This window comes from Mycobacterium stomatepiae (assembly GCF_010731715.1).
Lineage (GTDB): Bacteria > Actinomycetota > Actinomycetes > Mycobacteriales > Mycobacteriaceae > Mycobacterium > Mycobacterium stomatepiae.
Genome location: NZ_AP022587.1, coordinates 3002244 through 3025615 on the forward strand (window position 1 = coordinate 3002244; position 23372 = coordinate 3025615).

At 64.1% G+C, this 23372-nt stretch carries 20 protein-coding genes and 1 pseudogene; 7 read left to right on the forward strand and 14 right to left on the reverse strand.

The window, feature by feature from the left end:
* Window positions 1–9: 9 nt before the first annotated feature.
* From G6N54_RS14050 to G6N54_RS14085, 8 genes are all read right to left on the reverse strand, one after another.
* Window positions 10–837 (reverse strand): mycofactocin-coupled SDR family oxidoreductase, encoded by an 828-nt coding sequence (locus tag G6N54_RS14050; protein WP_163790661.1) that lies wholly within the window; start codon window positions 835–837, stop codon window positions 10–12.
* Window positions 838–915: 78 nt separating this feature from the next.
* The gene (locus tag G6N54_RS14055; protein WP_163790662.1) at window positions 916–1725 is read right to left on the reverse strand and encodes an SHOCT domain-containing protein; all 810 of its coding nucleotides are present in this window, start codon (window positions 1723–1725) and stop codon (window positions 916–918) included.
* A 95-nt stretch (window positions 1726–1820) separates the two neighbouring features.
* Complete coding sequence (locus tag G6N54_RS14060; protein ID WP_163790663.1) at window positions 1821–2627, reverse strand: PE family protein; 807 nt, start codon at window positions 2625–2627, stop codon at window positions 1821–1823.
* Window positions 2628–2796: 169 nt separating this feature from the next.
* Window positions 2797–3987, reverse strand: a complete 1191-nt coding sequence (gene tuf, locus G6N54_RS14065; RefSeq protein WP_163790664.1) for an elongation factor Tu — start codon at window positions 3985–3987, stop codon at window positions 2797–2799.
* 160 nt (window positions 3988–4147) lie between these two features.
* Window positions 4148–6253 carry an elongation factor G gene (gene fusA, locus G6N54_RS14070; protein WP_163790665.1) on the reverse strand — a complete coding sequence of 702 codons (2106 nt, stop codon included), beginning with the start codon at window positions 6251–6253 and terminating at the stop codon, window positions 4148–4150.
* Window positions 6254–6338: 85 nt separating this feature from the next.
* Entirely contained in the window at window positions 6339–6809 is a 471-nt protein-coding gene (gene rpsG / locus G6N54_RS14075; protein WP_085222923.1) for a 30S ribosomal protein S7, read from the reverse strand.
* A complete protein-coding gene (gene rpsL / locus G6N54_RS14080) occupies window positions 6809–7183 on the reverse strand; it encodes a 30S ribosomal protein S12 (protein WP_007167812.1) in 375 nt (124 codons plus the stop codon). The genes rpsG and rpsL overlap by 1 nt, the downstream gene beginning before the upstream one ends.
* 270 nt (window positions 7184–7453) lie before the next feature.
* The gene (locus G6N54_RS14085; RefSeq protein ID WP_163790666.1) at window positions 7454–8101 is read right to left on the reverse strand and encodes a TetR/AcrR family transcriptional regulator; all 648 of its coding nucleotides are present in this window, start codon (window positions 8099–8101) and stop codon (window positions 7454–7456) included.
* A gap of 189 nt (window positions 8102–8290) precedes the next feature.
* Between G6N54_RS14085 and G6N54_RS14090 the strand changes: the two genes are divergently transcribed.
* Together G6N54_RS14090 and G6N54_RS14095 are read left to right on the forward strand one after the other, a co-directional pair.
* Window positions 8291–8668, forward strand: coding sequence for a DUF3060 domain-containing protein (locus G6N54_RS14090; RefSeq protein ID WP_163790667.1), 378 nt, complete (start codon window positions 8291–8293; stop codon window positions 8666–8668).
* 29 nt (window positions 8669–8697) lie between these two features.
* Window positions 8698–9171 carry a DUF3060 domain-containing protein gene (locus G6N54_RS14095; protein WP_232073704.1) on the forward strand — a complete coding sequence of 158 codons (474 nt, stop codon included), beginning with the start codon at window positions 8698–8700 and terminating at the stop codon, window positions 9169–9171.
* Between the two features lie 4 nt (window positions 9172–9175).
* Here G6N54_RS14095 and G6N54_RS14100 read toward each other — a convergent pair whose 3' ends face one another.
* The 5 genes from G6N54_RS14100 to G6N54_RS14120 form a co-directional block, all read right to left on the reverse strand.
* A complete protein-coding gene (locus tag G6N54_RS14100) occupies window positions 9176–9943 on the reverse strand; it encodes a crotonase/enoyl-CoA hydratase family protein (protein ID WP_163790668.1) in 768 nt (255 codons plus the stop codon).
* The gene (locus G6N54_RS14105; protein WP_163790669.1) at window positions 9940–10662 is read right to left on the reverse strand and encodes a PaaX family transcriptional regulator C-terminal domain-containing protein; all 723 of its coding nucleotides are present in this window, start codon (window positions 10660–10662) and stop codon (window positions 9940–9942) included. Before G6N54_RS14105 ends, G6N54_RS14100 begins: the two co-directional genes overlap by 4 nt.
* Window positions 10663–10664: 2 nt before the next feature.
* Window positions 10665–11603: a crotonase/enoyl-CoA hydratase family protein gene (locus tag G6N54_RS14110; RefSeq protein ID WP_163790670.1), complete on the reverse strand. Its 939-nt coding sequence runs from the start codon at window positions 11601–11603 to the stop codon at window positions 10665–10667.
* A gap of 85 nt (window positions 11604–11688) precedes the next feature.
* Window positions 11689–13317 (reverse strand): acyl-CoA dehydrogenase family protein, encoded by a 1629-nt coding sequence (locus G6N54_RS14115; RefSeq protein ID WP_163790671.1) that lies wholly within the window; start codon window positions 13315–13317, stop codon window positions 11689–11691.
* Between the two features lie 60 nt (window positions 13318–13377).
* Window positions 13378–14136, reverse strand: a complete 759-nt coding sequence (locus tag G6N54_RS14120) for a deoxyribonuclease IV (RefSeq protein WP_163790672.1) — start codon at window positions 14134–14136, stop codon at window positions 13378–13380.
* 134 nt (window positions 14137–14270) lie between these two features.
* Here G6N54_RS14120 and G6N54_RS14125 point away from each other — a divergent pair, with 134 nt between their 5' ends.
* Entirely contained in the window at window positions 14271–15497 is a 1227-nt protein-coding gene (locus G6N54_RS14125) for a hypothetical protein (RefSeq protein ID WP_163790673.1), read from the forward strand.
* Window positions 15498–16285: 788 nt separating this feature from the next.
* Here the strand turns inward: G6N54_RS14125 and G6N54_RS14130 are convergent.
* The gene (locus G6N54_RS14130; RefSeq protein WP_163790674.1) at window positions 16286–16669 is read right to left on the reverse strand and encodes a hypothetical protein; all 384 of its coding nucleotides are present in this window, start codon (window positions 16667–16669) and stop codon (window positions 16286–16288) included.
* 41 nt (window positions 16670–16710) lie between these two features.
* Here G6N54_RS14130 and G6N54_RS14135 point away from each other — a divergent pair, with 41 nt between their 5' ends.
* The 4 genes and pseudogenes from G6N54_RS14135 to G6N54_RS14150 all read left to right on the forward strand — a co-directional run bounded on the left by G6N54_RS14135 (window position 16711) and on the right by G6N54_RS14150 (window position 22685).
* Window positions 16711–17187 carry an aldehyde dehydrogenase family protein gene (locus tag G6N54_RS14135; RefSeq protein ID WP_232073705.1) on the forward strand — a complete coding sequence of 159 codons (477 nt, stop codon included), beginning with the start codon at window positions 16711–16713 and terminating at the stop codon, window positions 17185–17187.
* Window positions 17188–17346: 159 nt separating this feature from the next.
* Complete coding sequence (locus G6N54_RS14140) at window positions 17347–18564, forward strand: saccharopine dehydrogenase family protein (RefSeq protein ID WP_163794731.1); 1218 nt, start codon at window positions 17347–17349, stop codon at window positions 18562–18564.
* A 66-nt stretch (window positions 18565–18630) separates the two neighbouring features.
* Window positions 18631–20318, forward strand: a pseudogene (locus G6N54_RS14145) (APC family permease).
* Window positions 20319–21071: 753 nt separating this feature from the next.
* Window positions 21072–22685 carry an APC family permease gene (locus tag G6N54_RS14150; RefSeq protein ID WP_163790676.1) on the forward strand — a complete coding sequence of 538 codons (1614 nt, stop codon included), beginning with the start codon at window positions 21072–21074 and terminating at the stop codon, window positions 22683–22685.
* Window positions 22686–23372: the final 687 nt, after the last annotated feature.

The following is a 23372-nucleotide window of genomic DNA, read 5'->3' on the forward strand; positions in this document are numbered from 1 at the left end:
GCGAGGCGATCAGTACTTTAGGGCGCCCTTATCGACGGGGATCTGCATTCCGGTCACCGTGCCCGCGCCGTCGCCGGCCAACCAGGCAACCACGTCGGATACCTCTTCGGCCGCCATGAATCCTTTGTACTGCATCGGCATTGGCGGGAAGCTGTGCACGAAGCGGGGATGCTTGGCGAAGATCTCCATCATTGCTTCCGGTTCGATCATCGGGGTGTCGATCGAGTAGGGATGAATCGAGTTGACCCGGATGCCGTATTCGCCGAGCTCGATCGCCAGGGTGTTGGTCAGCGCGGTCAGCCCGAACTTGCTGGCCGAGTAGTGGCCGTTGCCCGGCGTGGCCTTCAGACCGGCCGACGAGCTGACGACGATGAGCGATCCGCCGTTGCCCGCTTCGATCATCGCCGGAATCGCCGCACGCAGGGTACGCCAGGTGCCGGTCAAGTTGACCCCGATCACGGTGTCCCACTGCTCGTCGGACAGTTCCCAGACCCGGCCCCAGCCCAGCACACCGGCGTTGGCCACCACGATGTCGAGCCGGCCGAACTGTTCCACGCCGTCGGCCACCAACTGGCGCACGGTGGGGTCGTCGCGAATGTCCCCGGCGCGAGCCAGAATCTTGCGGCCCTCGGCCTCCACCAGCCGGACGGTCTCGCTGAGGTCCTCGGGGGTGGCCGGCGTGTACGTCACGGTCTCCGACGCCGACGCGCAGAGGTCAAGCGCGATGATGTCGGCACCCTCGCGGGCCAGCCGCACGGCGTGCGCGCGCCCTTGCGCGCGGGCGGCGCCGGTAACGAATGCCACCCGTCCCCGCAGTGATCCTTCACGTCCCGACACGGCACGCCCCTTTCGCCGAGTCACAGGCTAGCAGCGAAACTGAAACGTGTTCTAAGTTGGTTCGAAGACTCGGCGAACTCAGATCTCCGAGATGATCTGGCTCCGCCGCGCGCTGTACTCCTCGTCGGTCAACGCGCCACTGGCGCGCAACGTCTCGAGCTGTTGGAGTCGCTCGGCGATCGACGTCTGAGGGGCGGTCCCAACGGGCGCCCCCTGCGCCGCGGGCGCCTGCTGGGCCGCGCGCCGCACCACGGCTTGGATTTGCTCGCGCAGCCCCGGGTTTGACCGGATGTCGACCATCCGATTGAGCGGGACATTGTTGTCCTTGAGGATCTGCAGGATCTCCATCAGCGGACCCGCCTGCCCGCTCAGGTCGTAGGTCCTGTTGTCCTCGGCCACCGTGAACTGCGCCGGCACCAGCCCGTTGACCAAAGCGCTTCGCTCCCAGTCGATTTGGTATTCCTGCGTGGTGGGATCGAGCAGTACCACGAGTTTGCGCGCGGTCAGATTGCCCAACCTGGTGACGGTCACGATGACCCGGTCCTGACTGTCGAACGGTGTGAACCCCGGTCCGGAGATGTGCAGGTCGACCTTCACCAGCGGCTGGTCGTTGATCCGGGTCCCCGTCTCGGAGAGCCCGGTGATCTGCGCGAGCGCCAGCACCCCGTGCTGCTCCAGCAAAGCCGATTTCGCCGCCGACTTCGCTCCGTAGTTGGTCAGCGCGAGCGCGATGAGCACGTCGGCCACGGTGATCAGCAGGCCGACATAGAACATCCACTGCAGCACGTTGCCCAGGCCGAGAGTGAAGTAGACGACCAGGAAGATCGGCCCGACCAAACCACCGCACAGCAAAACCACCAACTGTGTCTTGAGATAGCGCGCCAACACGTGTTTCTCCTCGCCTCGCCGGGAAGTTCGTGTCAGATTAGCGCTGTCGCGGACGCCGTATCCATAGTCGGCGTCCAGCCATCAGCCCAGGCCAGTCAGCGCGAGGGTGTGGAAGGCCGGCCTTTGGGAGGGGCGGGCGCGGGAGGAACGGCGGGCCCGTTCGATGAGGTCGGCATCGCCGCGGGCAACATCGTGGCCGACGAGAGTTCCGCGGCCACTACGTTCGCCGCGGCAACCGAGGCGGTCGCCGGTCCGGACACGTCCGCTGCCGTTGCCGCTGCTGCCGGGGTCGCCGCCGCTCCCGCAGCGACTGCTGCCGCCGCCGAACCATAAGCCGGAGTTTGTCCGTGCGACGCCGCGGGCACCGAAGCCGGTGCGGCCGCCGCCGTGGTGGTCGCGGCCATCGGGGTCACCGTCGCCGCGACGGGGGCAGCCGCAGGTGCGGCCATGGCAGTCGGCACCGCGGCGCCCGGCTGCACAGCCGCCGCCACCGGCACCCCCGACGCCACGCCACCGGCCTGTGCCGCGGCGCCGATAACCGCCTGCTGCGAACTCAGCGCCTGGCCCGATGCACTCGCCGCGCCCAGCACGGGCTGCGCGGCCGCCTGCAGCGGTGCGGCATTGACGACCTCGGTGTCCGCATATTGCGTCGCGCCACCGCTCATGAGCTGCACGAATTGGTCATGGAACAACGCCGCCTGGGCGCTGATCGCCTGGTACGCCGCGGCATGCGCGCCGAATAGGTGCGAGATGCTCGCCGACACCGCGTCGGCGCCGGCGGCCTGAACGACCGAAGTCGCGCCCGACGCCGCCGAGTTGGCGGTGTTGATGGCGGTCCCGATTTTGGCCAAGTCTGATGCCGCGGCCGCCACATACTCCGGCGTCGCATTTACGAACGACATCCGAGCCTCCCGGCCAGGCCGCGACGGTCCACTTCCCCAACCGTCAATTTCAGACTGGACATTGCAGGATCTTACCGGAAATTCGCTGACCAGGTGTGCAGCTTTAGCGGGGCCGAAATACATCAGGCCCGGACCGCCACGATGGCAGTCCGGGCCTGATGCTTTAGAGCTAGTTGATGATCTTGACGACCCGGCCGGCGCCGACGGTGCGGCCACCCTCACGGATCGCGAACCGCAGACCGTCGTCCATGGCGACAGGCTGGATCAGCTTCACCGAGATGTTGGTGTTGTCACCCGGCATCACCATTTCGGTACCCTCCGGCAGCGTCACCACACCGGTCACGTCGGTGGTGCGGAAGTAGAACTGCGGACGGTAGTTGTTGAAGAACGGCGTGTGCCGGCCGCCCTCGTCCTTGGACAGGATGTAGACGCTGCCCTCGAACTCGGTGTGCGGCGTGGTGGTGCCGGGCTTGACCACAACCTGGCCGCGCTCGACGTCCTCACGCTTGATACCACGCAGCAACAGCCCGACGTTGTCGCCGGCCTGACCCTGGTCCAGCAGCTTGCGGAACATCTCCACACCGGTGACCGTGGTCTTGGTGCTGGTCGGCTTGATGCCGACGATCTCGACTTCCTCGTTCACGTTGATCACACCGCGCTCGACACGGCCGGTCACCACGGTGCCACGACCGGTGATCGTGAAAACGTCCTCGACGGGCATCAGGAACGGCTTGTCGGTCTCGCGAACCGGGTCCGGAATCGACTCGTCGACGGCGTCCATCAGCTCCTCGACGGACTTGACCCAGTCGGCGTCGCCCTCGAGCGCCTTGAGCGCCGAGACGCGGATGACCGGAGCCTCCTCGTCGAACTCCTGGGCGGCCAGCAACTCGCGTACCTCGAGCTCGACGAGCTCCAGCAGCTCCTCGTCGTCGACCATGTCGGCCTTGTTCAGCGCGACCAGGATGTAGGGCACACCGACCTGACGCGCGAGCAGCACGTGCTCGCGAGTCTGCGGCATCGGGCCGTCGGTCGCGGCGACCACCAGGATCGCACCGTCCATCTGGGCCGCACCGGTGATCATGTTCTTGATGTAGTCGGCGTGACCCGGGGCGTCCACGTGGGCGTAGTGACGCTTCTCGGTCTGATACTCCACGTGGGAGATGTTGATCGTGATACCGCGCTGACGCTCCTCAGGCGCGTTGTCGATCTGGTCGAAGGCGCGCGACTCGTTGAGGTTCGGGTACTTGTCATGCAGGACTTTGGTGATCGCCGCGGTCAGTGTTGTCTTGCCGTGGTCAACGTGACCGATGGTCCCGATGTTGACGTGCGGCTTCGTCCGCTCGAACTTCGCCTTCGCCACTTCTATGTCCTCCTGGACTGATTGGTGCTTTTGAAAAGCAGTGTTGATGTTGTTGTAAGTGCCGCGGTGGTAACCGGGCCAGGTTACTCCGAGCTGGTGTTCACTCGCCCGTCGCCTTCGCTTTCGACGATTGCTCGCCTCCGAGCTCGTGAGTTGACACTCACTCGCCCGTCGCCTTCGCGATGATCTCCTTCGAGACGTTCGCCGGGACTTCGGCGTACGAGTCGAACACCATGGAGTAGTTCGCCCGGCCTTGAGTCTTGGACCGCAGGTCGCCGACGTAGCCGAACATCTCCGACAGCGGGACGTGCGCCCGAACGACACGCGCACCAGCCCGCTCCTCCATGGCCTGAATCTGGCCACGGCGGGAGTTCAGGTCGCCGATCACGTCACCCATGTAGTCCTCGGGTGTGGTCACTTCGACCGCCATGATCGGCTCGAGGATCACCGGCTGGGCTTGCTGCGCAGCCTTTTTCAGCACCTGTGACCCTGCGATCTTGAACGCCATTTCCGAGGAGTCAACCTCGTGGTAGGCACCGTCGAGCAAGGTGACCTTCAGGTTCACCAACGGGTAGCCGGCCAGCACGCCGTACTGCATCGCGTCCTGGGCGCCCGCATCCACCGAAGGGATGTACTCCCGCGGGATGCGACCACCGGTGACCTTGTTCTCGAATTCGTAGGTCGCGCCGTCCTCGCCGGTGAACGGCTCGAGGTTGATCAGCACCTTCGCGAACTGACCCGAGCCACCCGTCTGCTTCTTGTGGGTGAACTCGACCTTTTCCGCGATCCGCCTGATGGTCTCCTTGTAGGCGACCTGCGGCTTGCCGACGTTGGCCTCGACCTTGAACTCGCGGCGCATCCGGTCCACCAGAATGTCCAGGTGCAACTCGCCCATACCGCCGATGACGGTCTGGCCGGTCTCCGCGTCCTGGTGCACCTTGAAGGTGGGGTCCTCTTCGGCGAGCTTCTGGATCGACAGCGACAGCTTTTCCTGGTCGCTTTTGGTCTTGGGCTCGATGGCCACCTCGATGACCGGGTCGGGGAAGGTCATCGACTCGAGCACGATCTGCTGGTTGGGGTCGCTCAGGGTGTCACCGGTGGTGGTGTCCTTGAGGCCGATCACCGCGTAGATGTGCCCCGCCGACGCGGTCTCCACCGGGTTCTCCTTGTTGGAGTGCATCTGGAACAGCTTCCCCAGCCGTTCCTTCTTGCCCTTGGTGGCGTTGATGACCTGGCTGCCGGAGTCGACCTTGCCCGAGTACACCCGGACGTAGGTGAGCTTGCCGAAGAACGGGTGCGTGGCGACCTTGAACGCCAGCGCGGAGAACGGCTCGTCGGTCGAGGGGTTCCGCGTGATCTCCTCGTCCTCCTTGCCGGGCGCGTGGCCGATGGCCGGCGGCACGTCGAGCGGCGAGGGCAGGTAGTCGATGACCGCGTCCAGCATCGGCTGCACGCCCTTGTTCTTGAACGCGCTGCCGCATAGCACCGGGTAAGCCTCCGAGCTGATGGTCAGCTTGCGGATGGCACCCTTGATCTCGGCGACGCTGAGCTCTTCGCCGCCGAGGTATTTCTCCAGCAGCGCCTCATCGGTCTCGGCGACTGCCTCGAGCAGCTTGGTGCGGTACTCGTCGGCCTTCTCTTGCAGTTCGGCAGGAATGTCGATGGTCTCGTAGGTCTCGCCGAGCTTGGTTTCGCCGCGCCACACCTTGGCCTTCATCTCGACCAGGTCGACGACGCCCTCGAAGTCGCCTTCGGAGCCGACGGGCAGCTGGATCGGGATGACGTTGGCGCCCAGGCGCTCTTCCATCGTGCGGACCGAGAAGTAAAAGTCGGCGCCGATCTTGTCCATCTTGTTGACGAAGCAGATCCGCGGCACGTCGTATTTGTCGGCCTGCCGCCACACCTGTTCGGACTGCGGCTCGACGCCCTCCTTGCCGTCGAACACGGCAACGGCACCGTCGAGCACGCGCAGGCTGCGCTCCACCTCGACGGTGAAGTCGACGTGCCCGGGTGTGTCGATGATGTTGATCTGGTTGTCGTTCCAGAAGCAGGTGGTGGCCGCGGAGGTGATGGTGATCCCGCGCTCCTGCTCCTGCTCCATCCAGTCCATGGTGGCGGCGCCGTCGTGGACCTCACCGATCTTGTAGCTGATACCGGTGTAGTAGAGGATGCGCTCCGTCGTCGTCGTCTTGCCGGCGTCGATATGCGCCATGATGCCGATGTTGCGGACCTTGGTCAGGTCGGTCAGCACGTCCTTCTGTGCCACAGAAGTCTTCCCACTCTTTCGATTGCGTAGTTAGTTCGCTGTCAGTCTGCGCCGGCGACTCTGCCGTTTGGCGCCGGCTGCGCCTCTACCAGCGATAGTGCGCAAAGGCGCGGTTGGCCTCGGCCATCTTGTGGGTGTCCTCACGCCGCTTGACGGAAGCCCCGAGGCCATTGCTGGCGTCCAGGATCTCGTTCGCCAGCCGCTCGATCATCGTCTTCTCCCGGCGAGCCCGTGAGAAGCTGACAAGCCAGCGCAGCGCCAACGTGGTGGACCGGTCCGGACGCACCTCGACTGGCACCTGGTAGGTGGCACCACCGACACGGCGGCTACGCACCTCCAGGGCGGGCTTGACGTTGTCGAGAGCGCGCTTGAGCGTGATCACCGGGTCGGTGCCGGTCTTGTCGCGAGCCTGCTCGAGCGCACCATAAACAATGCGCTCAGCGACGGATTTCTTCCCCTTGAGCAGAACTTTGTTGACCAGCTGGGTCACCAGCTGAGACCCGTAAACCGGGTCGTTGACCAGCGGACGCTTCGGCGCGGGCCCCTTGCGCGGCATTAGCTCTTCTCCTTCTTGGCGCCGTAACGGCTGCGAGCCTGCTTGCGGTTCTTGACACCCTGGGTGTCGAGCGAACCGCGGATGATCTTGTAGCGCACACCGGGCAGGTCCTTCACACGACCACCGCGCACCAGCACCATCGAGTGCTCCTGCAGGTTGTGGCCCTCACCCGGGATATAGGCGGTGACCTCGACCTGGCTCGTCAGCTTCACACGCGCGACCTTCCGAAGAGCCGAGTTCGGCTTCTTCGGAGTGGTGGTGTACACGCGGGTGCATACGCCACGGCGCTGCGGGCTGCCCTTCAGGGCCGCGGTCTTGACCTTGGCGATCTTATCGCGGCGACCCTTGCGGACCAGCTGCTGAATGGTTGGCATCTACCGGCTTTCTATGTTTCGTTACTTGTCAAGTCTCTGTACTGCAGTTATGCCCCGCCGCAATACCCCGCGGCCGGGTGTGTCGCACCCGCTCAGCACCAGACTCGTCCGATGCGTGGTGGACATGCGAATTCGCCCGGCATCCACTTCCTTACGTCAGGCGCCGTAAGCCGCCAGGCACGAGCCATCACAATACCCGCCGCTGGTCGGGCAGGTCAAAGCGGCCGCTGGGCGCAACCGCTCACCTCAGCGCGCGCGTCCGGTGCACCGCTATTTCGGCGGAGCACCGTCCGGTGCGGTGCGCCTGTCCAGGCCCGTTGCCAGCCGCAACACCATTTCCGTGAACAGCGCGTCGGTGTCGATGTCGTCCATCACACCGGTCATCTCCAGCAGAACGAAGCCGTGCAGGGCGGACCAGAATTCGAGCGCGGCGAAAAAGGCTTCCTCGCCGTCGAGGCCGTACGACGACAACACCGAGATCACGGGGGCAGCCGCGCCCCGGGTTGCCGCGGTGTATTCGGGGTCGTCCCCGCCCAGCGGCATCCGGGTGAACGCCGAGTACCGCCCGGGATGGTGATGGGCGTAGCTGCGGTATGCGCCGGCCATGACCAGCACCGCGTCGTCGCGCGCGCGCCCCTCCCCGACCCGGTTGAGCATCGTGATGATGTCGTCGATGACCCGGATCCGCACGGCGCGACGCAGGTCTTCGAGGCTGTCCACGTGGTTGTAGAGCGACGGGCCCTTGGTGCCCAGCTGTGTCGCCAGCGCGTTGATGGTCAGCGAGTCCCAGCCCTCGCGGTCCAGGAACGTCAGCGCGCCGTCGACGATGCCGTCACGGCTCAGCTTTCCGGGCCGGGACGCGGACCTGCCGCCGCGTTGGCGCACTGCCGCCGACGGCTGTTCCGGATGAACTGCCATGGCGATCGCCCTTCGATTGCGGTGAATTAGGTGAAGGTCAACTAATGACTCTAGTTGACAGAGTCGCCAATCTACTCGGAGGGATCCGAGGCGGGTCGCGGTCGCCCGCGACGAAAAATGTTTGCCATCGAGCAGGCAAATGCACGTAGGCTCAGTCCAGCAGATCCCGCCGACACGAAGGGGGCCGCGGTGCGCTGGAGAACCGTCGCCGGGTCGCTTGCAACCTGTGTCATCGCGATTGCGGCCACGCTCGTCGTGCAGGCGCCGGCAACGCAGGCCAAAAACGGCGACACCCACGTCATCGGGCAAGACACCACGCAGGTGCTGGATTGCAACGGCGGAACCCTGATCGTCAACGGCACCGGGAATTACATCAACGCGCTGGGCAACTGCTGGGCAGTCACCGTGATGGGCTCGGGCAACACGATCATCGTGGACACGGTCACACACGACATCACGGCGTACGGCTACGACCAGACGGTCTTCTTTCACAACGGCGAGCCGATCCTATGGGACCGCGGCCGTGAATTGGGCATGGTTAATCGGCTGCAGCAGGTGCCCGCCTGAGGTGCAGTCTCGCTACCGAGGAGGGGATTTTGCGCGTCCACATCACTGACCATCCGTCCAGGCTCGCGGCGCTCGCCGTCGCGGCTGTAGTGCTAGGCGGCTGCAGTTCGACCGCCAACCCGCCCGGGAACCCGAGCACGACGACCAAGAGCAGCGCGCCCACCACGACGACGGGCGCGGCGGCGCCGACGACTTCCGGCAGCGAAAGCACCACGGCGTCAGTCGAAATCGGGGACACGCTGAATTACGGATCGATGGGGACGACGGCCACGCTCGACTGCGCCAGCGGCAAATCGCTGGATGTCGCCGGTTCCAACAACACTTTGACCGTCACCGGCAGCTGCGTGACGGTGAATGTCGGCGGCACCAACAACAAGATCACCATCGACAAGGTCGACACCCGGATCACGGTGCTGGGTCTCGACAACACCATCACCTACAAGGATGGCGAACCGAAGGTCGACAACCTCGGCTCGGGTAACACCATCAGCAAGGGCAGCTGACCGGCTAGCCAGCGGGAGCCCCGTGGCGGCCGGCGCCGGCCGCGAACCGCCCCGCGCCTTCGTTGGCCTCGGCGGCAACTTTCCAGATGCTCGCGAATTCTTGGTCGATTGCCGACGATTCCGGCAACCCCCACTGCTGTAGCGCGGAAAGCCGGTCCGCTCGCAGGCACTGCTGCGGTAGCGCGGCCAACTCGGCGGCCAACTTCTCGGCGGCCTGTCGCGATTCGCCCTTGGGGACAACGCGATTGGCCAGTCCCATCGCGAGCGCTTCGTCGGCTTTCACACCGCGACCGGTGAGTATCATGTTCATCGCCCGGCTCTGCCCGATCAGGCGTGGCAGCCGCACGGTGCCGCCGTCGATCAGCGGCACCCCCCAGCGACGGCAGAACACGCCGAACACGGCATCCTCCTCGGCCACCCGCAGATCGCACCATATGGCCAGCTCCAGACCGCCCGCGACGGCATAGCCACTCACCGCGGCAATCACGGGTTTGGACAACAGCATTCGCGAAGGGCCCATCGGGCCGGGGCCGGTGGTGTGGATCTCGTTGGACTCCGACGTGCCGAAGGCCTTCAAATCGGCTCCCGCGCAGAAGGTTCCGCCGTCGCCCCACAGCACCGCCACCGAAGCGGAGTCGTCGCGGTCGAACTCGTCGAACGCGGCATACAGCGCGGCGGCCGTCGGGCCGTTCACGGCATTGCGCGCTTCCGGCCGGTTGAGGATCACCGTGGTCACCGGGCCCATGCGCTCTACTCGCACCGGATCAGTCATCTCGCCTCCAGAAGTTGAGTTGCGTCGCGCCGCTGCAGCAATTCGGTCGCGAAGTCGTGATAGACACTGCGCAGCCGCACGCCCGGCCAATCGTCGGGCAGCAGTTCGTCGGGCAGCATCGGATCGGTTAGCAGGTGCCGCACTATGGCGGCGGCCACCACGAACCGGCCGGGAATGTCGCAGGCTTCGGCCATCTCGTCGAGCAACTTGTTTCCGGCCTTCACCCAAGCGGGCAGATCCCACAGCTCGGCGACCAGCTGTTCGGGTTCGTCGTCGCGCGCCTTGAGCACGCGCACCCGGTCGGCAACGTCGGGCTCCAAGTCGAGGTCGAGGTTGTCGGGGCGCATCCAGACACCCTCGCGCAGTTCACCGAAACGCTTGCGGTACATGCTGGCTCGCTGCGCGGCCCGGGTGCGGGCATCGGCGCCCACGCTAGTGACGATCACGACGTGCCAGTCTCCATCCCAGGCTCGGGTTGGTGGCCGCATCGCCTCGTCCTGGCGACTCTGACGGGCCAGCAGCCGATCCGAAAGCCGGTACCCGTCGGCGGACCGGATCAGGTCGCCGGCGCCGACCATGCGGGTCAGCGCGACCCGCAGCGTCGTCTCCTTGATCCCGAAATCTGCTGTCAGCCTGATCAAGTCGCTCGCCGTTGCCCAGGCGGGGTGGGCGCCGAGCAGCACGCTCAGGACCACCGACCGGGCCGTCATGTTCGCCATGGCTACACCCCGGAGGTACGGCGGCCATGGTCGCCAAACGGCTCGTCGCGATGCCGGACCGCTTCGCGGAAGCCGTGCTCGACGGAGTCGGCAACGAAGTCGTGGCCCTCCTGGGTGTGCCTGGCGACACCGTCGAACACCGTGCTGACCATCCGGCTGGTCGCCACACCCTGTTGCAGCAGAGCGGAATTCAGCGCAAGTTTGACCATGATCAGCTGATTGACCGGAACGGCCGCGATGCGCTCCACCAGCCGCTCGGTGCGCTCGTCAAGGTCTTTGGGTTCCGGCGCCTCGACGGCCAGGCCCCACTCCGCGGCCTGCGCGCCGGTGATCGAATCACCAGTGAACAGAAGACGTTTGGCGCGCTGATCACCGAGTCGATGCGCCCACAGACCGGCCGCCGGCACACCCCACACCCGGGTGGGCGGGTAGCCGATTTTGGCGTCGGCGGCGGCGATCACCTGGTCGGCGTGCAGTGCGATATCGGTGCCGCCAGCCACGCAGTAGCCGTGGATTTTGACCACCGTCGGCTTGTCGGCGTGCATCAGGCTGGAAAACCCGCGCACGAATCGACTCATCATCTGATAGTCGATCATCGGGTCCCACGGCCGGTCCGGCAAATGGTTGACACCCTGGGTCTTCCCGTCGAGCACGGTGCCTTGATATGCCCCGGTGCCGCCGGCCGAGCCGGTGCGGTCGGCATAGGCGGACAGGTCGAAGCCGGCGCAAAAGCCCTCGCCGCGACCGGATACCAGAATGACGTGGACGTTAGGGTCGAGATCGGCACGCTCGACCAACGCCGAGAGCTCCAGCGGGGTGTCCGCGACGATCGCGCTGCCCTTTTCCGGCCGGTTAAACGTGATCCGCGCAACCCGGTCGGTGACCTCGTAGGTCATCGTTTTCAGGTTGTCGAAGTCGACCGGCCTGATCGCATGTGTCACGGGCGCCGCTCTCCCCCGCAGGCGGGTGGTGCCCCCACCTCATCGCTCATTTCTCTATTGTCGACGGCGCGGGTCATCTTGTGGCTCAGCCCTTTACCAGGGACCGCTCCAGGATAGGGGCCAGATCCAGACCGGTCGGCATGGTGCCGAACGCACCACCCCATTGCCCGTCCAGACGCGTCGCCAGGAATGCCTCGGCCACAGCGGGGTGGCCGTGACGCACCAGCAGCGAACCCTGCAGGGCCAGGCAGATGTCCTCGGCGACCTTGCGGGCGCGGTACTGGATGGTGTCGAAGTCGCTCAGGTCGTGCCGGAGCCGTTCGACGTGGCTGCCCAGCCGCGGATCCTGGTGCGTGCTCTCTTCCAGCTCGGCGAACAGCACCTCGACGCATTCGGGCCGAGTTGCCATGGCGCGCAAGGTGTCCAGCGCACTGACGTTGCCGGATCCTTCCCAGATGCCCATCAGCGGCGCCTCGCGGTACAGGCGCGGCATGCCGGACTCTTCGACGTAGCCGTTGCCGCCCAGGCATTCGAGCGCTTCGGCGGCGTGCGGGGTAGAGCGCTTGCACACCCAGTACTTGCTGGCCGCCAGGCCGATGCGGCGCAGCAGGGCTTCCTTCTCGTCCCCGCGCAACGCGGCGTCGGTGGCACCGGCCATCCGCATCGCGACGATCGTGGCGGCCTCGGCCTCGACGGCCAGGTCGGCGAGCACGTTGCGCATCAGCGGCTGATCAATCAGGTAGGCGCCGAACGCTTTCCGATGCTGGGCGTGGTGGATGGCACGGGTCAGCCCGGTACGCATGCTGGTGGCGCTGCCCAGGGTGCAGTCCAGGCGGGTCAGGTTGACCATCTCGATGATGGTCGGCACCCCGCGCCCCTCCTCGCCCACCAGCCAGGCGGTGGCGCCGTCGTATTCCACCTCGCTCGAGGCGTTGGCGTGGTTGCCGAGCTTGTCTTTGAGTCGCTGCAGGAACATCCGGTTGCGGGTGCCGTCGGGCAGGATGCGCGGCAGCATGAAGCACGACAATCCGCCGGGCGCCTGCGCGAGGACCAGGAAGATGTCGCACATCGGCGCCGAGGTGAACCATTTGTGGCCGATCAGGCTGTAGGTGCCGTCGCCGTTGGGGGTCGCCTGGGTGGTGCCGGCGCGCACGTCGGAGCCACCCTGCTTCTCGGTCATCGACATACCCGCGGTGATGCCGGCCTTCGTGGTGGCCAGTTTGAGTTCCGGGTCGTACTCGCGACTGGTCAGCAACGGCTCGTAGACGGCCGCCAGCTCGGGGTTGTAGCGCAGCGCCGGGACGACGGCATACGTCATCGAGATCGGGCAGACGTGGCCCGGCTCGACGTTCCACGCCGATGTCTTCGCGGCCCGGACCACGTGAGCGCCCGGGCGGTCGTCGGCCCACGGCGCCGCGTGCATGCCGTGCGCGATCGCCGCGCGCATCAACTCGTGGTAAGCCGGGTCGAACTCGACCTCGTCGACCCGGTGCCCGGTGCGGTCGTGCGTATGCAGGATGGGCTGATTGCGGTCGGCGAGCTCGCCCCAGCGCTGGGCTTCGCGACTGGCCGACAAAGCCCCCACCGCGTGCACCTCGTCCAGTCCCCACTGCCCGCCCTCGCGGATCAGGGCCTCGACGAGCATCGGTGAGGTGGCGGGGTTGTAGTTCTCCAGCGGCGGAACCTGGTTGGTGACGACATGCGTGTCTGACATGCCACCCATATTACAGTTTTCCAACAACCGCACAAGAGGTGTAATGCGCTGGTCTGGGGCTCAGGCGTTGGCGTTCTCGCGCAGGAACGCGATGTCGTCTTTGCGGCCCTCGTCGGACGTTTCGCAGATCACCGGCGCGCCCGCGGCCTTGACCGCCGCGACCAGCAAGTCGGGATCGATCTGGCTGGTGCCCAGGTTGGCGTGCCGGTCCCGGCCCGAGCCCGCCTCGTCCTTGGAGTCGTTGCAGTGCACCAGATCGATCCGTCCGGTGATGGCCTTGATCCGATCGACGGCATCGACCAGCGCCTCGCCGGCCGCCCACGTGTGGCAGGTGTCCAGGCAGAAGCCAATTCCACTGTCGCCGATGACATCCCACAACCTGGCGATGGTGTCGAAGTGGCGGGCCATCGCGTGGTCCCCGCCCGCCGTGTTTTCCAAAAACACCGGCACGGTGGATTCCAGCTGATCGAGCGCCTTGCGCCAGCGCTGAAAACCCTCGTCGAGGTCGTTGTCGTCGGCGACGTGGCCGCCGTGCACGATGACCGCCGCGGCGCCGATGTCGGCGGCCGCATCGCACGTCTGCTGCAGGATCTTGCGCGACGGGATCCGTACCTTGTTGTTCGCCGACGCGACATTGATCAGGTAGGGCGCATGTACGTAGATCGGCAGCGCGGCGGCCTTCAGCACGGCGGCGTCCTCGCGGGGCTTGGGCGCCTTCCAACTCTGCGGGTTGCCGAGGAATATCTGTACAACGTCAGCGCCCTCGGCCTCCGCTGCGGCCAGCGGGTCTTGGGGACTGACATGGGAACCGATCAGCACGTTGGCCAGTGTAGTGAGCGGCACCGACGGGCGAGCACGCCGCTGGACCGCGCGGGGAGAACGTGAGATCGCCTGAGCAAACACGGATGCTCGACCGATTCGGCGGTGGATTCGATGCACAGCACTGACTGGATTTGCTGCTTCCCGCCCGCATTCGCGAGCTCATCGAGCGCGATTACTACTCGAAAGTCGACGCGAGCCTGACGCTCGAAGAGGTGGCCAAGGATCCGACCTTTCTGGAGGATCCGATCAGCCACCTCGCGCTGTTCACCGATCACGGCGTGATGCACATGCGCGACGTCGCCCACCGCATCGTCGACATGATCGCGAATGTGTCGGGAGTCAAGATCGACGAGCGGCCGCAGCTTCGGCTGGACTTCATGACGAGCTACGGCTGCCTACTCGCCTACGCCCGTGACATCGGGATGTCCGACCTGAATCCCTTTGGGCGAGCGGTCCATGCGGAGTTCGGCGGGCACGAGGCGTTCGGTGGGGCGGCCTTCGACGAAATCGTCGACATCCTGTGGGAGGAAAACATCGGGAACCTGGCCTGGCGGGTGCTGCGCCTGACCAATGCCGGGGTGTTCGAGGGGCCCCCGCAACCGATCCTGCGTGAACTCGCGTCGCTCGGCTATGCGCACAGCAAGAGCTCCGTGCCCGCCTCCGTACTCAACGGCACCAACGCCCTGCGCGAAAGGATGCTCCACATCCTGAGCCATCCTCTCGAGGCGCTGTACCACGCGAAGCGAGTGACGAAGAGCCGCAACGACGACCAGCGCGCGCATCACCAGGCCGCGCTGCAGCACGCGGCGAGTCCGGAGGCATTGGAAGAGCACCGCGCGCAGCTGCTCGGCCGGCACTACGACGATTTCGAGGGCACGGCGTTCGCCTGGCTGGAAGTTGTTGCGCCGCAAGCCCAAGAGTTCGTCGCCGACGTCGTGGACACCATCCGCTGCCTACGCTGCGCGGATGCACTGCGCCAGCGCGGCACCCACCTGAGGAGCTCGCGCAACTATCAGATTTTCATCGACCAGCGGACCGCCAACGCGGCCTATGCCCTGCACGACCGGGAGGGACGCACGTACCTTCTCGAGGGCGACAACCCGATCAATGCCGGCGAGGCCAACCTCGAGACCTCGGTAGTCACCCATGAAGGCGACCTGCGCTTCGCCTTCTTCCGGGGCAGCTTCGGATCCGAGGAGGCCGTGCGTCGCGCGGCGCACAACGCGGCGGTCATCGTCGACGACATCCAAGCTGACGTCGTGGACAGCTTCATCGGCGGGGCGGGCGAAACGGCGGACGGCGCACCAGCGTGCTGCTCGAACACACCGAAGACAATCCCGAATTCGCGGCGCTGGTAGCCGATTTGGTAATCGCCCGGCCACCGTCGCTCAAGGATCGCGTCATCTGCGTACCGGCATTGCGCAACGCTCCCGAGCCGGAGCGGCGGCGTTTCCTGGCGGGCAACGCGCTCGACTGGGACCACGAGAAGCGCATGGCATTTCTGCGTAAGGTCGCGGCCCGCGGGTACCGGACCGGCCACATCGATCCCGGCATCGGCTTCAAAAGCACTCGCCTGAGCCATCTTTCGCCCGGCGAATGCCTGACCGAGGTCGGCGCCCGGGCCAGCTGTGTATATCCCATCGACGGCCGGGCTACGCGGCCGGCCGTCGGGCGGCTACGACTATTTTTGGGTGCAGCCGTGGGAACCGTTGGGTGTCACCGGCGTGGCGCGGGGCGACTGCCGGAACTCCACGGTGATCGCCGAGGACGAGGTGGACGCGCTGATCCTGCCGAAGGACGTCTACTTGCGGCACCGGCACCGCAATTACACGCCCGCGGAGTTCTCCGAGCTCATCCGCACGCTGGGGAAAGCGGACGCGCATAGCCTGCTCGCTCGGCAGCGGCGCGTGAGGTGCATCGTTTGGGTGTCCACGTGCGAAGCGCACCTCAGTTTTCGAAAGGCGCCGTCGGGTAAGGCGTTAACCGCGGTTCGGCTTGTTGCGACCAGATCCAAGTCAACGACATCAACAGACCGAGCACGGCTGCCTCGAGAAAACTGCCCGATACTGACCAGGCCGTCATCACCGGCAATGGCGTATGGATGACATGGAACAACGAGGCAGCAATTGCATCCTGAGCGCCATGATCAACACGGCAATCTGCAGTGGGCGGCCAATGCGGGAATGAGCGCATCCACGCCATACGGAAAGACACAGCGAGTATCGGTAGGTTGGAAAACACGACGCACCGCAACCGCGAACAGACCGGTGGCGGCATGAATGATGATGTCCGGCAGCGCTTTTAGCGCCCCATAGAGCCAACCTCTCGTCGAGGGACTTGAGCTGTACACGTTCATAACCCAGGAACGGAGTGTCTCGTTGAGCCCGCACCGCAACAGGAACAGCACCTCGTGCGAGTCAGCCGAACCTTCCACTGCAGCGCCACCCAACCACGGATTCCGTTGTTGAATGGCACGCACAATGTTGAAAACGTCGTTATCAGTGACTGGAAGTGCGATATACGTCGCCATGCGTGGTGAGGGTCCGCTATCTTGGCCAGATGACAGCAACGGTGGCGCTCGCCGAGAGCTGGATCAACGGCGCATCGGAAGTCACCTCTGGAGGCCGGCATGCAGTGATCAACCCTGCCAATCAGCAAACGGTCGCCGAATTAACCCTGGGTACGCCCGCCGACGTCGATCGCGCCGTTGCCGCGGCGCGCCTCGCACTGCGGGAACGGGCCACCACCCCCGCCCAACGCTGCACCGTGCTGACCAGGCTGGCAGACCTGACCGAACTACACACACCCGAACTCGTCGACGACGAAGTGCGCCAAACCGGTAAGCCCCTGCGATTGGCCGAGGAATTCGACGTGCCCGGCACAACGCGGGTCAGGATTGCACCGCGAGCCTCCCCCGAGATCAACACCGGCTGCGTCCAGCTATTCACTCGACGAACACCTAACCATCAAACACGTGATGAGCGACATCACCGGAGCAGCCGAAAAACCCTGGTAACGAACAGTCTTCACCCACCCAAAGTGGCCTGATCCCCGCCCCTCCTGCAGCCGCACTTCGATACACGCCGCGTCTGGGGCGCACGCCGATTATCTCCGAACTGACCAGAAAGGCCTAGCTAGCGCATGACCAAGTTAGAAGTGCAGCGCAACTCGTCGTCTGCCACGACCACGCAATCGCGCAGATCACCGATGCGAATCTTGTTAGTAGGCGCCGGGGGGGTGGGCGCCGCGTTTTGCTCGATTGCGGCGCGCCGCAACTTCTTTCAGCACGTCGTGGTCTGTGATTACAACGAAGCGAAAGCAAATCAAGTCACCCACGCATTGGCTGATAGCCGATTTAGCGCAGCTGGCTTGGACGCCGGATCTGCGGACGCGGTGGCCGCCACGGCACGGCAACACCGGATCACCCACGTCGTGAACGCGGTTGACCCGCGGTTCGTGATGCCGATCTTCGAGGGGGCGCTGGCTGCCGGATCCGACTATTTGGACATGGCGATGAGCTTGTCCCAACGCCATCCCGAAGAGCCCTATCGGCTGGCTGGAATCAAGCTGGGTGACCAGCAGTTCTCCGCCGGAGAGCAATGGCAGGCGGCTGATCGGCTTGCGCTGCTCGGCATGGGGGTTGAGCCGGGGCTTTCCGACGTATTTGCCCGGTATGCCGCCGATCACCTGTTCGCCGAAATCGACGAGCTTGGCACCCGTGACGGCGCCAATCTCACCGTGGATGGATACGACTTCGCGCCGTCGTTTTCCATCTGGACCACCATCGAGGAGTGCCTCAACCCGCCGGTGATCTGGGAGCACGACCGTGGCTGGTTCGTCACTGAACCCTTCAGCGAGCCAGAGGTTTTCGACTTCCCAGAAGGCATCGGCCCGGTGGAATGCGTCAACGTGGAGCACGAGGAAGTGCTGCTGATGCCGCGATGGGTCAAAGCTAAGCGGGTTACCTTCAAATACGGTCTGGGCTCTGAGTTCATCGACGTGCTCAAGACGCTCCACAAGCTCGGCCTGGACCGCACGGGAAAGGTCGCGGTCGGTGGCGCGCAAGTCAGCCCGCGCGACGTGGTGGCGGGATGCCTGCCCGATCCGGCGACCCTGGGACCGAAGATGCACGGAAAGACATGTGCAGGTCTGTGGGTGACCGGAACCGGCAAAGACGGCGACCCGCGGTCGACCTACCTGTATCACGTCGTCGATAACCAATGGTCGATGGACGAGTACGGGCACCAGTGTGTGGTCTGGCAGACGGCGATCAATCCGGTTGTGGCGCTTGAGCTCTTGGCTAGCGGGACCTGGCACGGTTCGGGGGTGCTCGGCCCGGAAGCGTTCGACTCGGTGCCCTTCTTGGAGCTACTCAGCGCCTACGGGTCACCGTGGGGCCTACAGGAGTTGCCCATCCGAAGTTGAGTCACATCCGTGGACTCACCGCACAACTGCACGCTTTGCCAGACCAAGCGATCAGCAGGAGGTTTCATGACCAAGGGTGAAGCTACGAGCATCCCCGCGAATAGCAAGGGCCTCAAAGGCGGCGTGGTCGGGTTGCTCTCCAGCATCGTCATCGGCACGGCCTCCACCGCACCGGCCTACAGCTTGGCGGCGACATTGGGACTCATCGTGGCCCACCGCGGCGCGTTGCTTTGCGGCGTCAAGGCTCCGGCGATCGTGCTGCTCTCATTCATCCCGATGTATCTGATCGCGGTCGCATACCAGGAGCTGAACAAAGCCGAACCCGACTGCGGGACCACATTCACGTGGGCATCGCGCGCATTCGGGCCGATCACCGGTTGGCTCGGTGGCTGGGGCATCATCGCTGCCGACGTGATCGTGATGGCTAACCTGGCACAAATCGCCGGCACGTACTCGTTCACGTTTGTCGCAGATCTCGGCTGGCATTCGGCGGCCAGCCTGGCCAGCAGTACAGTGTGGACGACGCTCACGGGCGTGATCTGGATCGCAGCGATGACCTACATCTGTTACCGCGGCATTGAAGTATCGGCTCGGCTGCAGTACGTACTGCTATCCGTCGAAGTCGTTGTGTTGGCGGCCATCTCAGCCATCGCGCTGATCAAGGTTTACACCAATAGCGCCCCGCCGGGCTCGCTGCGGCCATCGCTGTCCTGGCTGTGGCCCGGCGGTCTGGATTTCGGCACGTCCATCGCCCCAGCGTTGCTCATCACAATTTTCATCTACTGGGGCTTTGACTCCGCGGTAGCGTGCAACGAGGAGTCCGACGATCCCGGCCGCACCCCCGGGCGCGCGGCCGTACTTTCGACCTTCCTGCTGCTGGCAACCTACGCCTTGGTGACGGTGTCGACCATCGCGTTCGCCGGCATCGGCGTCGAGGGCAGTGGTTTGGGCAATCCAGATAACTCTGACGATGTCTTCGCCGCGTTCGGCTCAGCCCTGTTCGGTGACGGCGTGCTCGGCAAAATCGGGCTGCTGTTGCTTTCGGCATCGATCCTGACGTCGGCGTCGGCTTCGACGCAGACGACCATCATGCCGACCGCGCGGACCACACTGTCGATGGCGGTGTTTAAGGCGCTGCCCGGCTCATTCGCGAAGATGCACCCTCGATACCTGACGCCGACCGTGTCGACGATCACGATGGGAGCGGCATCGATCCTGTTCTACGTGCTGTTTACGGTGATCAGTTCGAGTTTGCTAAGTGCCCTGATCGGGTCGGTCGGATTGGTGATCGCGTTCTACTACGGACTCACCGGCTACGCCTGCGTCCGGTACTACCGCAAGACCCTCACCAACTCACTTCGGGATTTCATGATGCGCGGAGTGCTTCCTCTGCTGGGCGGCGTCTTGCTGACAATCGTCTTCATCTTCGGCCTGATCGAATACGCCAGGGCGGACTGGCTCGTCGACCAAGGTCGCAATGTCACGATCTTTGGGTTCGGCGCGGTGGCTGTGGTCGGCGTGGGCTCGATGGTGCTCGGGGCGGTCCTAATGCTCGCTTGGTGGGCAATATCGCCCAGCTTCTTTCACGGTCGACGCTGCCGCGTCAGAGCGCCGAAGCGTTGTCGGAACCGCCCGTGATCGCTATCCCACACTGCGCGCCGCAGGCCTCGTGCGCTACCCAGACGGTGATCGCCGAGGACTTGTTCAACCTGCCGGCGAGTGAAGGTGTCGCCATCCCGCCGCAAAACGGCTAGCTTGTCGCTGCGGCAGTTGATCGCCGCATCGGTCAGCACTCGCGTGGTCTCCTGGAACGAGGCCGCACTCAGCCACAAGTCGGTGGCCAACGACGCCTTCGTGATACCCATCAGCACCTCGTGCGGGTCAGCCGAACCTTCCACTACAACGCCACCCAACCACGGATTCCGTTGTTGAATGGCATATCCAATGTTGAAAACGTCGTTATCAGTCACTGGAAGTGCGATATACGTCGCCATGCGTGGTGAGGGTCCGCTATCTTGGCCAGATGAAAGCAACCGTGGCGCTCGCCGGGAGCTGGATCAACGGCGCCACGTCATGAGCGACATCACGAGTAACCGAAAGACCCTGGCACCGAACAATCTTCACCCACCCAAAGTGACCTGATACCCGCCGAGAGATCATTGATACGAATTCCGCTAATAGGCCTCGGGACTGCGTGTGCCGCATCCTGCTTGATTGGATTGCGCCACAATTTCCTCAAACACATTGCGGCCTATGACTATAGCGATGCAAGGGCGAGTCATTTTCCCGCCACGGAAGCGTTGGTTCATCGCCCTTCCGAGAGATACCCAAAGCGTATGGCGATAACAGAGCATGCAACAGCTGGCTGTGTCGGACCGGTCATTTCGGCCTCGTGCTCCGGCGAACTGTATCGATTTGAATCCGGGGAGGTAATATATATATGAGCGACAGCGATGCAACACAATTTACGGTAAAAAGCAAATTGGCTTAAAGACGGTTCAGTTGGATTGTTATCCAGCATCGTCATCGGTACCGCCTCAACCGCACCTCCCTACAGCCTCGCGGCCACGCTAGGGCTTATCGTTGCACGCAACGGAAACATACTCTGCGGCGTCAAGGCACCCGTGATCGTGCTGATCGCATTTATCCCGATGTATATGCTCGCTATCGCTTACAAAGAGTTGAATCGAGCCGAACCGGACTGCGGTACCGCATTCGCTTGGTCCTCCCGGGCATTCGGACCAGTCGCCGGATGGATCGGCGGATGGGCAATCATCGCCGCGGACGTGATCTTGATGGCCAACCTGGCACAAATCGCCGGCTCGTACTCGTTTACATTTGTCGGCAACCTTGGCTGGCACTCAGCGGCCCACCTCGCTAACAGCACGGCGTGGACCATGGGCGCGGGCGTGCTCTGGATCGTCGTGATGGCCTACGTCAACTACCGCGGTATCGATGTGTCGGCCCGTTTACAGTATGTCTTGTTGTCCGTCGAACTTGTTGTCCTTGTTGGCGTTGCGTTCATCGCACTGATCAGGATTTACACAAGCCACGGCGGGCCGCACTCGCTGCAACCCTCGTTGTCTTGGTTGTGGCCAGGTGGCTTGGACTTCGGTACAAGTATCGCCCCGGCAGTCCTGATCACGATCTTCATCTTCTGGGGTTTCGAGACCGCAGTGACCTGTAACGAGGAGTCCGACGACCCAAGTCGCACCCCTGGACGCGCCGCCGTGATGTCAACCGTCTTGCTGGTACTTACCTATATTTTGGTGACGGTGGCGAGCATTGCGTTTGCTGGCGTTGGCCGCGAAGAAGGCGGTCTGTCCAATCCGGACAGCGCTAACGATGTCTTCGCCGCGATCGGTCCGCCGTTGTTCGGACACAGCTTCCTCGGCCAGATCGGTCTGCTGCTGTTGTCGGCATCGATCCTGACATCGGCGTCAGCCTGTACCCAAACATCGATCCTGCCGGCCGCGCGAACGTCGCTGTCGATGGCATCCTGCAAGGCGCTGCCCGAATCATTCGCCAAGATGCACCTCAAGTATCAGACGCCGTCGGTGTCGACGATCGTGATGGGAACTGTGTCGGTCCTGTTCTACATATTGTTCACGATGATCAGCCCGAATTTACTGAACGCCCTCGTCGGTTCGATCGGGCTCGTCATCGCGCTCTACTACGCGATGACCGGTTACGCGTGCGTACACTACTACCGCAAGACCCTCACCACATCGGTGCGCAATTTCTTCATGCGCGGTGTGTTTCCGCTGATCGGTGGGGCGACACTGACGGTCGTTTTCGTCTTCGCGTTGACCCAATACGCTCAGGCGGATTGGCTTGTCGACAACGACGGCCATAATGTCACGATCTTCGGATTCGGCGCGGTGGCTGTAGTTGGCGTCGCTTCAATCTTGATCGGCGTTATTCTGATGTGCATCTGGTGGGCAATGTCGCCCGACTTCTTCCGGGGTCGCACGCTGGAGCGCCGCCACGCGGGAACTACACCCGTTCCCAGCTCCGAATCTGCGGCTATCGCAACGCCAATGGTGCAGCCGATCAGCGCCACCGACCTCTCCAGCGAACTTATGGCGGCAGAACCGGTGCTGGAGCCTCCTCTTCGATGAGAGATTGCATTTTTGGCCCATAAACAAAACCCATAAACACAATATGGGCCCCGGGGACCCAGAAAAAAGGGGAGCAATGAGCAGAACTTGTGGATGAGTCTCGGTGTGCGGGCGTAATAGTGGGCGCACCTTCCCGAGGATGATCTGAATGTCCGAGGTCTGATCAAGAGCCGGCGTTGGCGCGCTGGTTCGGGAATGGTCGTCCATGCTCGGATCCACCTCAAGATCCGCCTCGAGCAGTTCGCGGTACTTCCAAGTCGACCGGTCCGGCCGTGGTGAGCACCGTTTTGCGGCCATGGCCGTTGCGGGAGTTGCCCGAGCCATTACCGGCCGGGCTTGTCAAGCTAGCTGTGTAAGGTGTGGCGGCCGTTTGTCTTTGGGTCATAGTGGGAGTCGGTCGGGGAATCGGATGGTGACGGTGTTGAGTGCTTCAGTCCAGTGGTAGGTTCCTTGCCCTTGGTTGCCTCGTTTCTGGTTGATGTGGCGCATGGCTAGATACAGCAGTTTCATGGCCGTGGCGCCGGAACGGAGGTCGCCTGAAAACACCCGATCCACAGGCCTTGACAATTTCTCCCCATAAAGTGTGCGCCCACGAAAAAGCCCCGGGGATGAACCCGGGGCTTTTTCGCTTGTCGACCAGGCCCGATTGTCCGACTCGTCGGCGACTACCTCGCCGCGTCGTCGTCG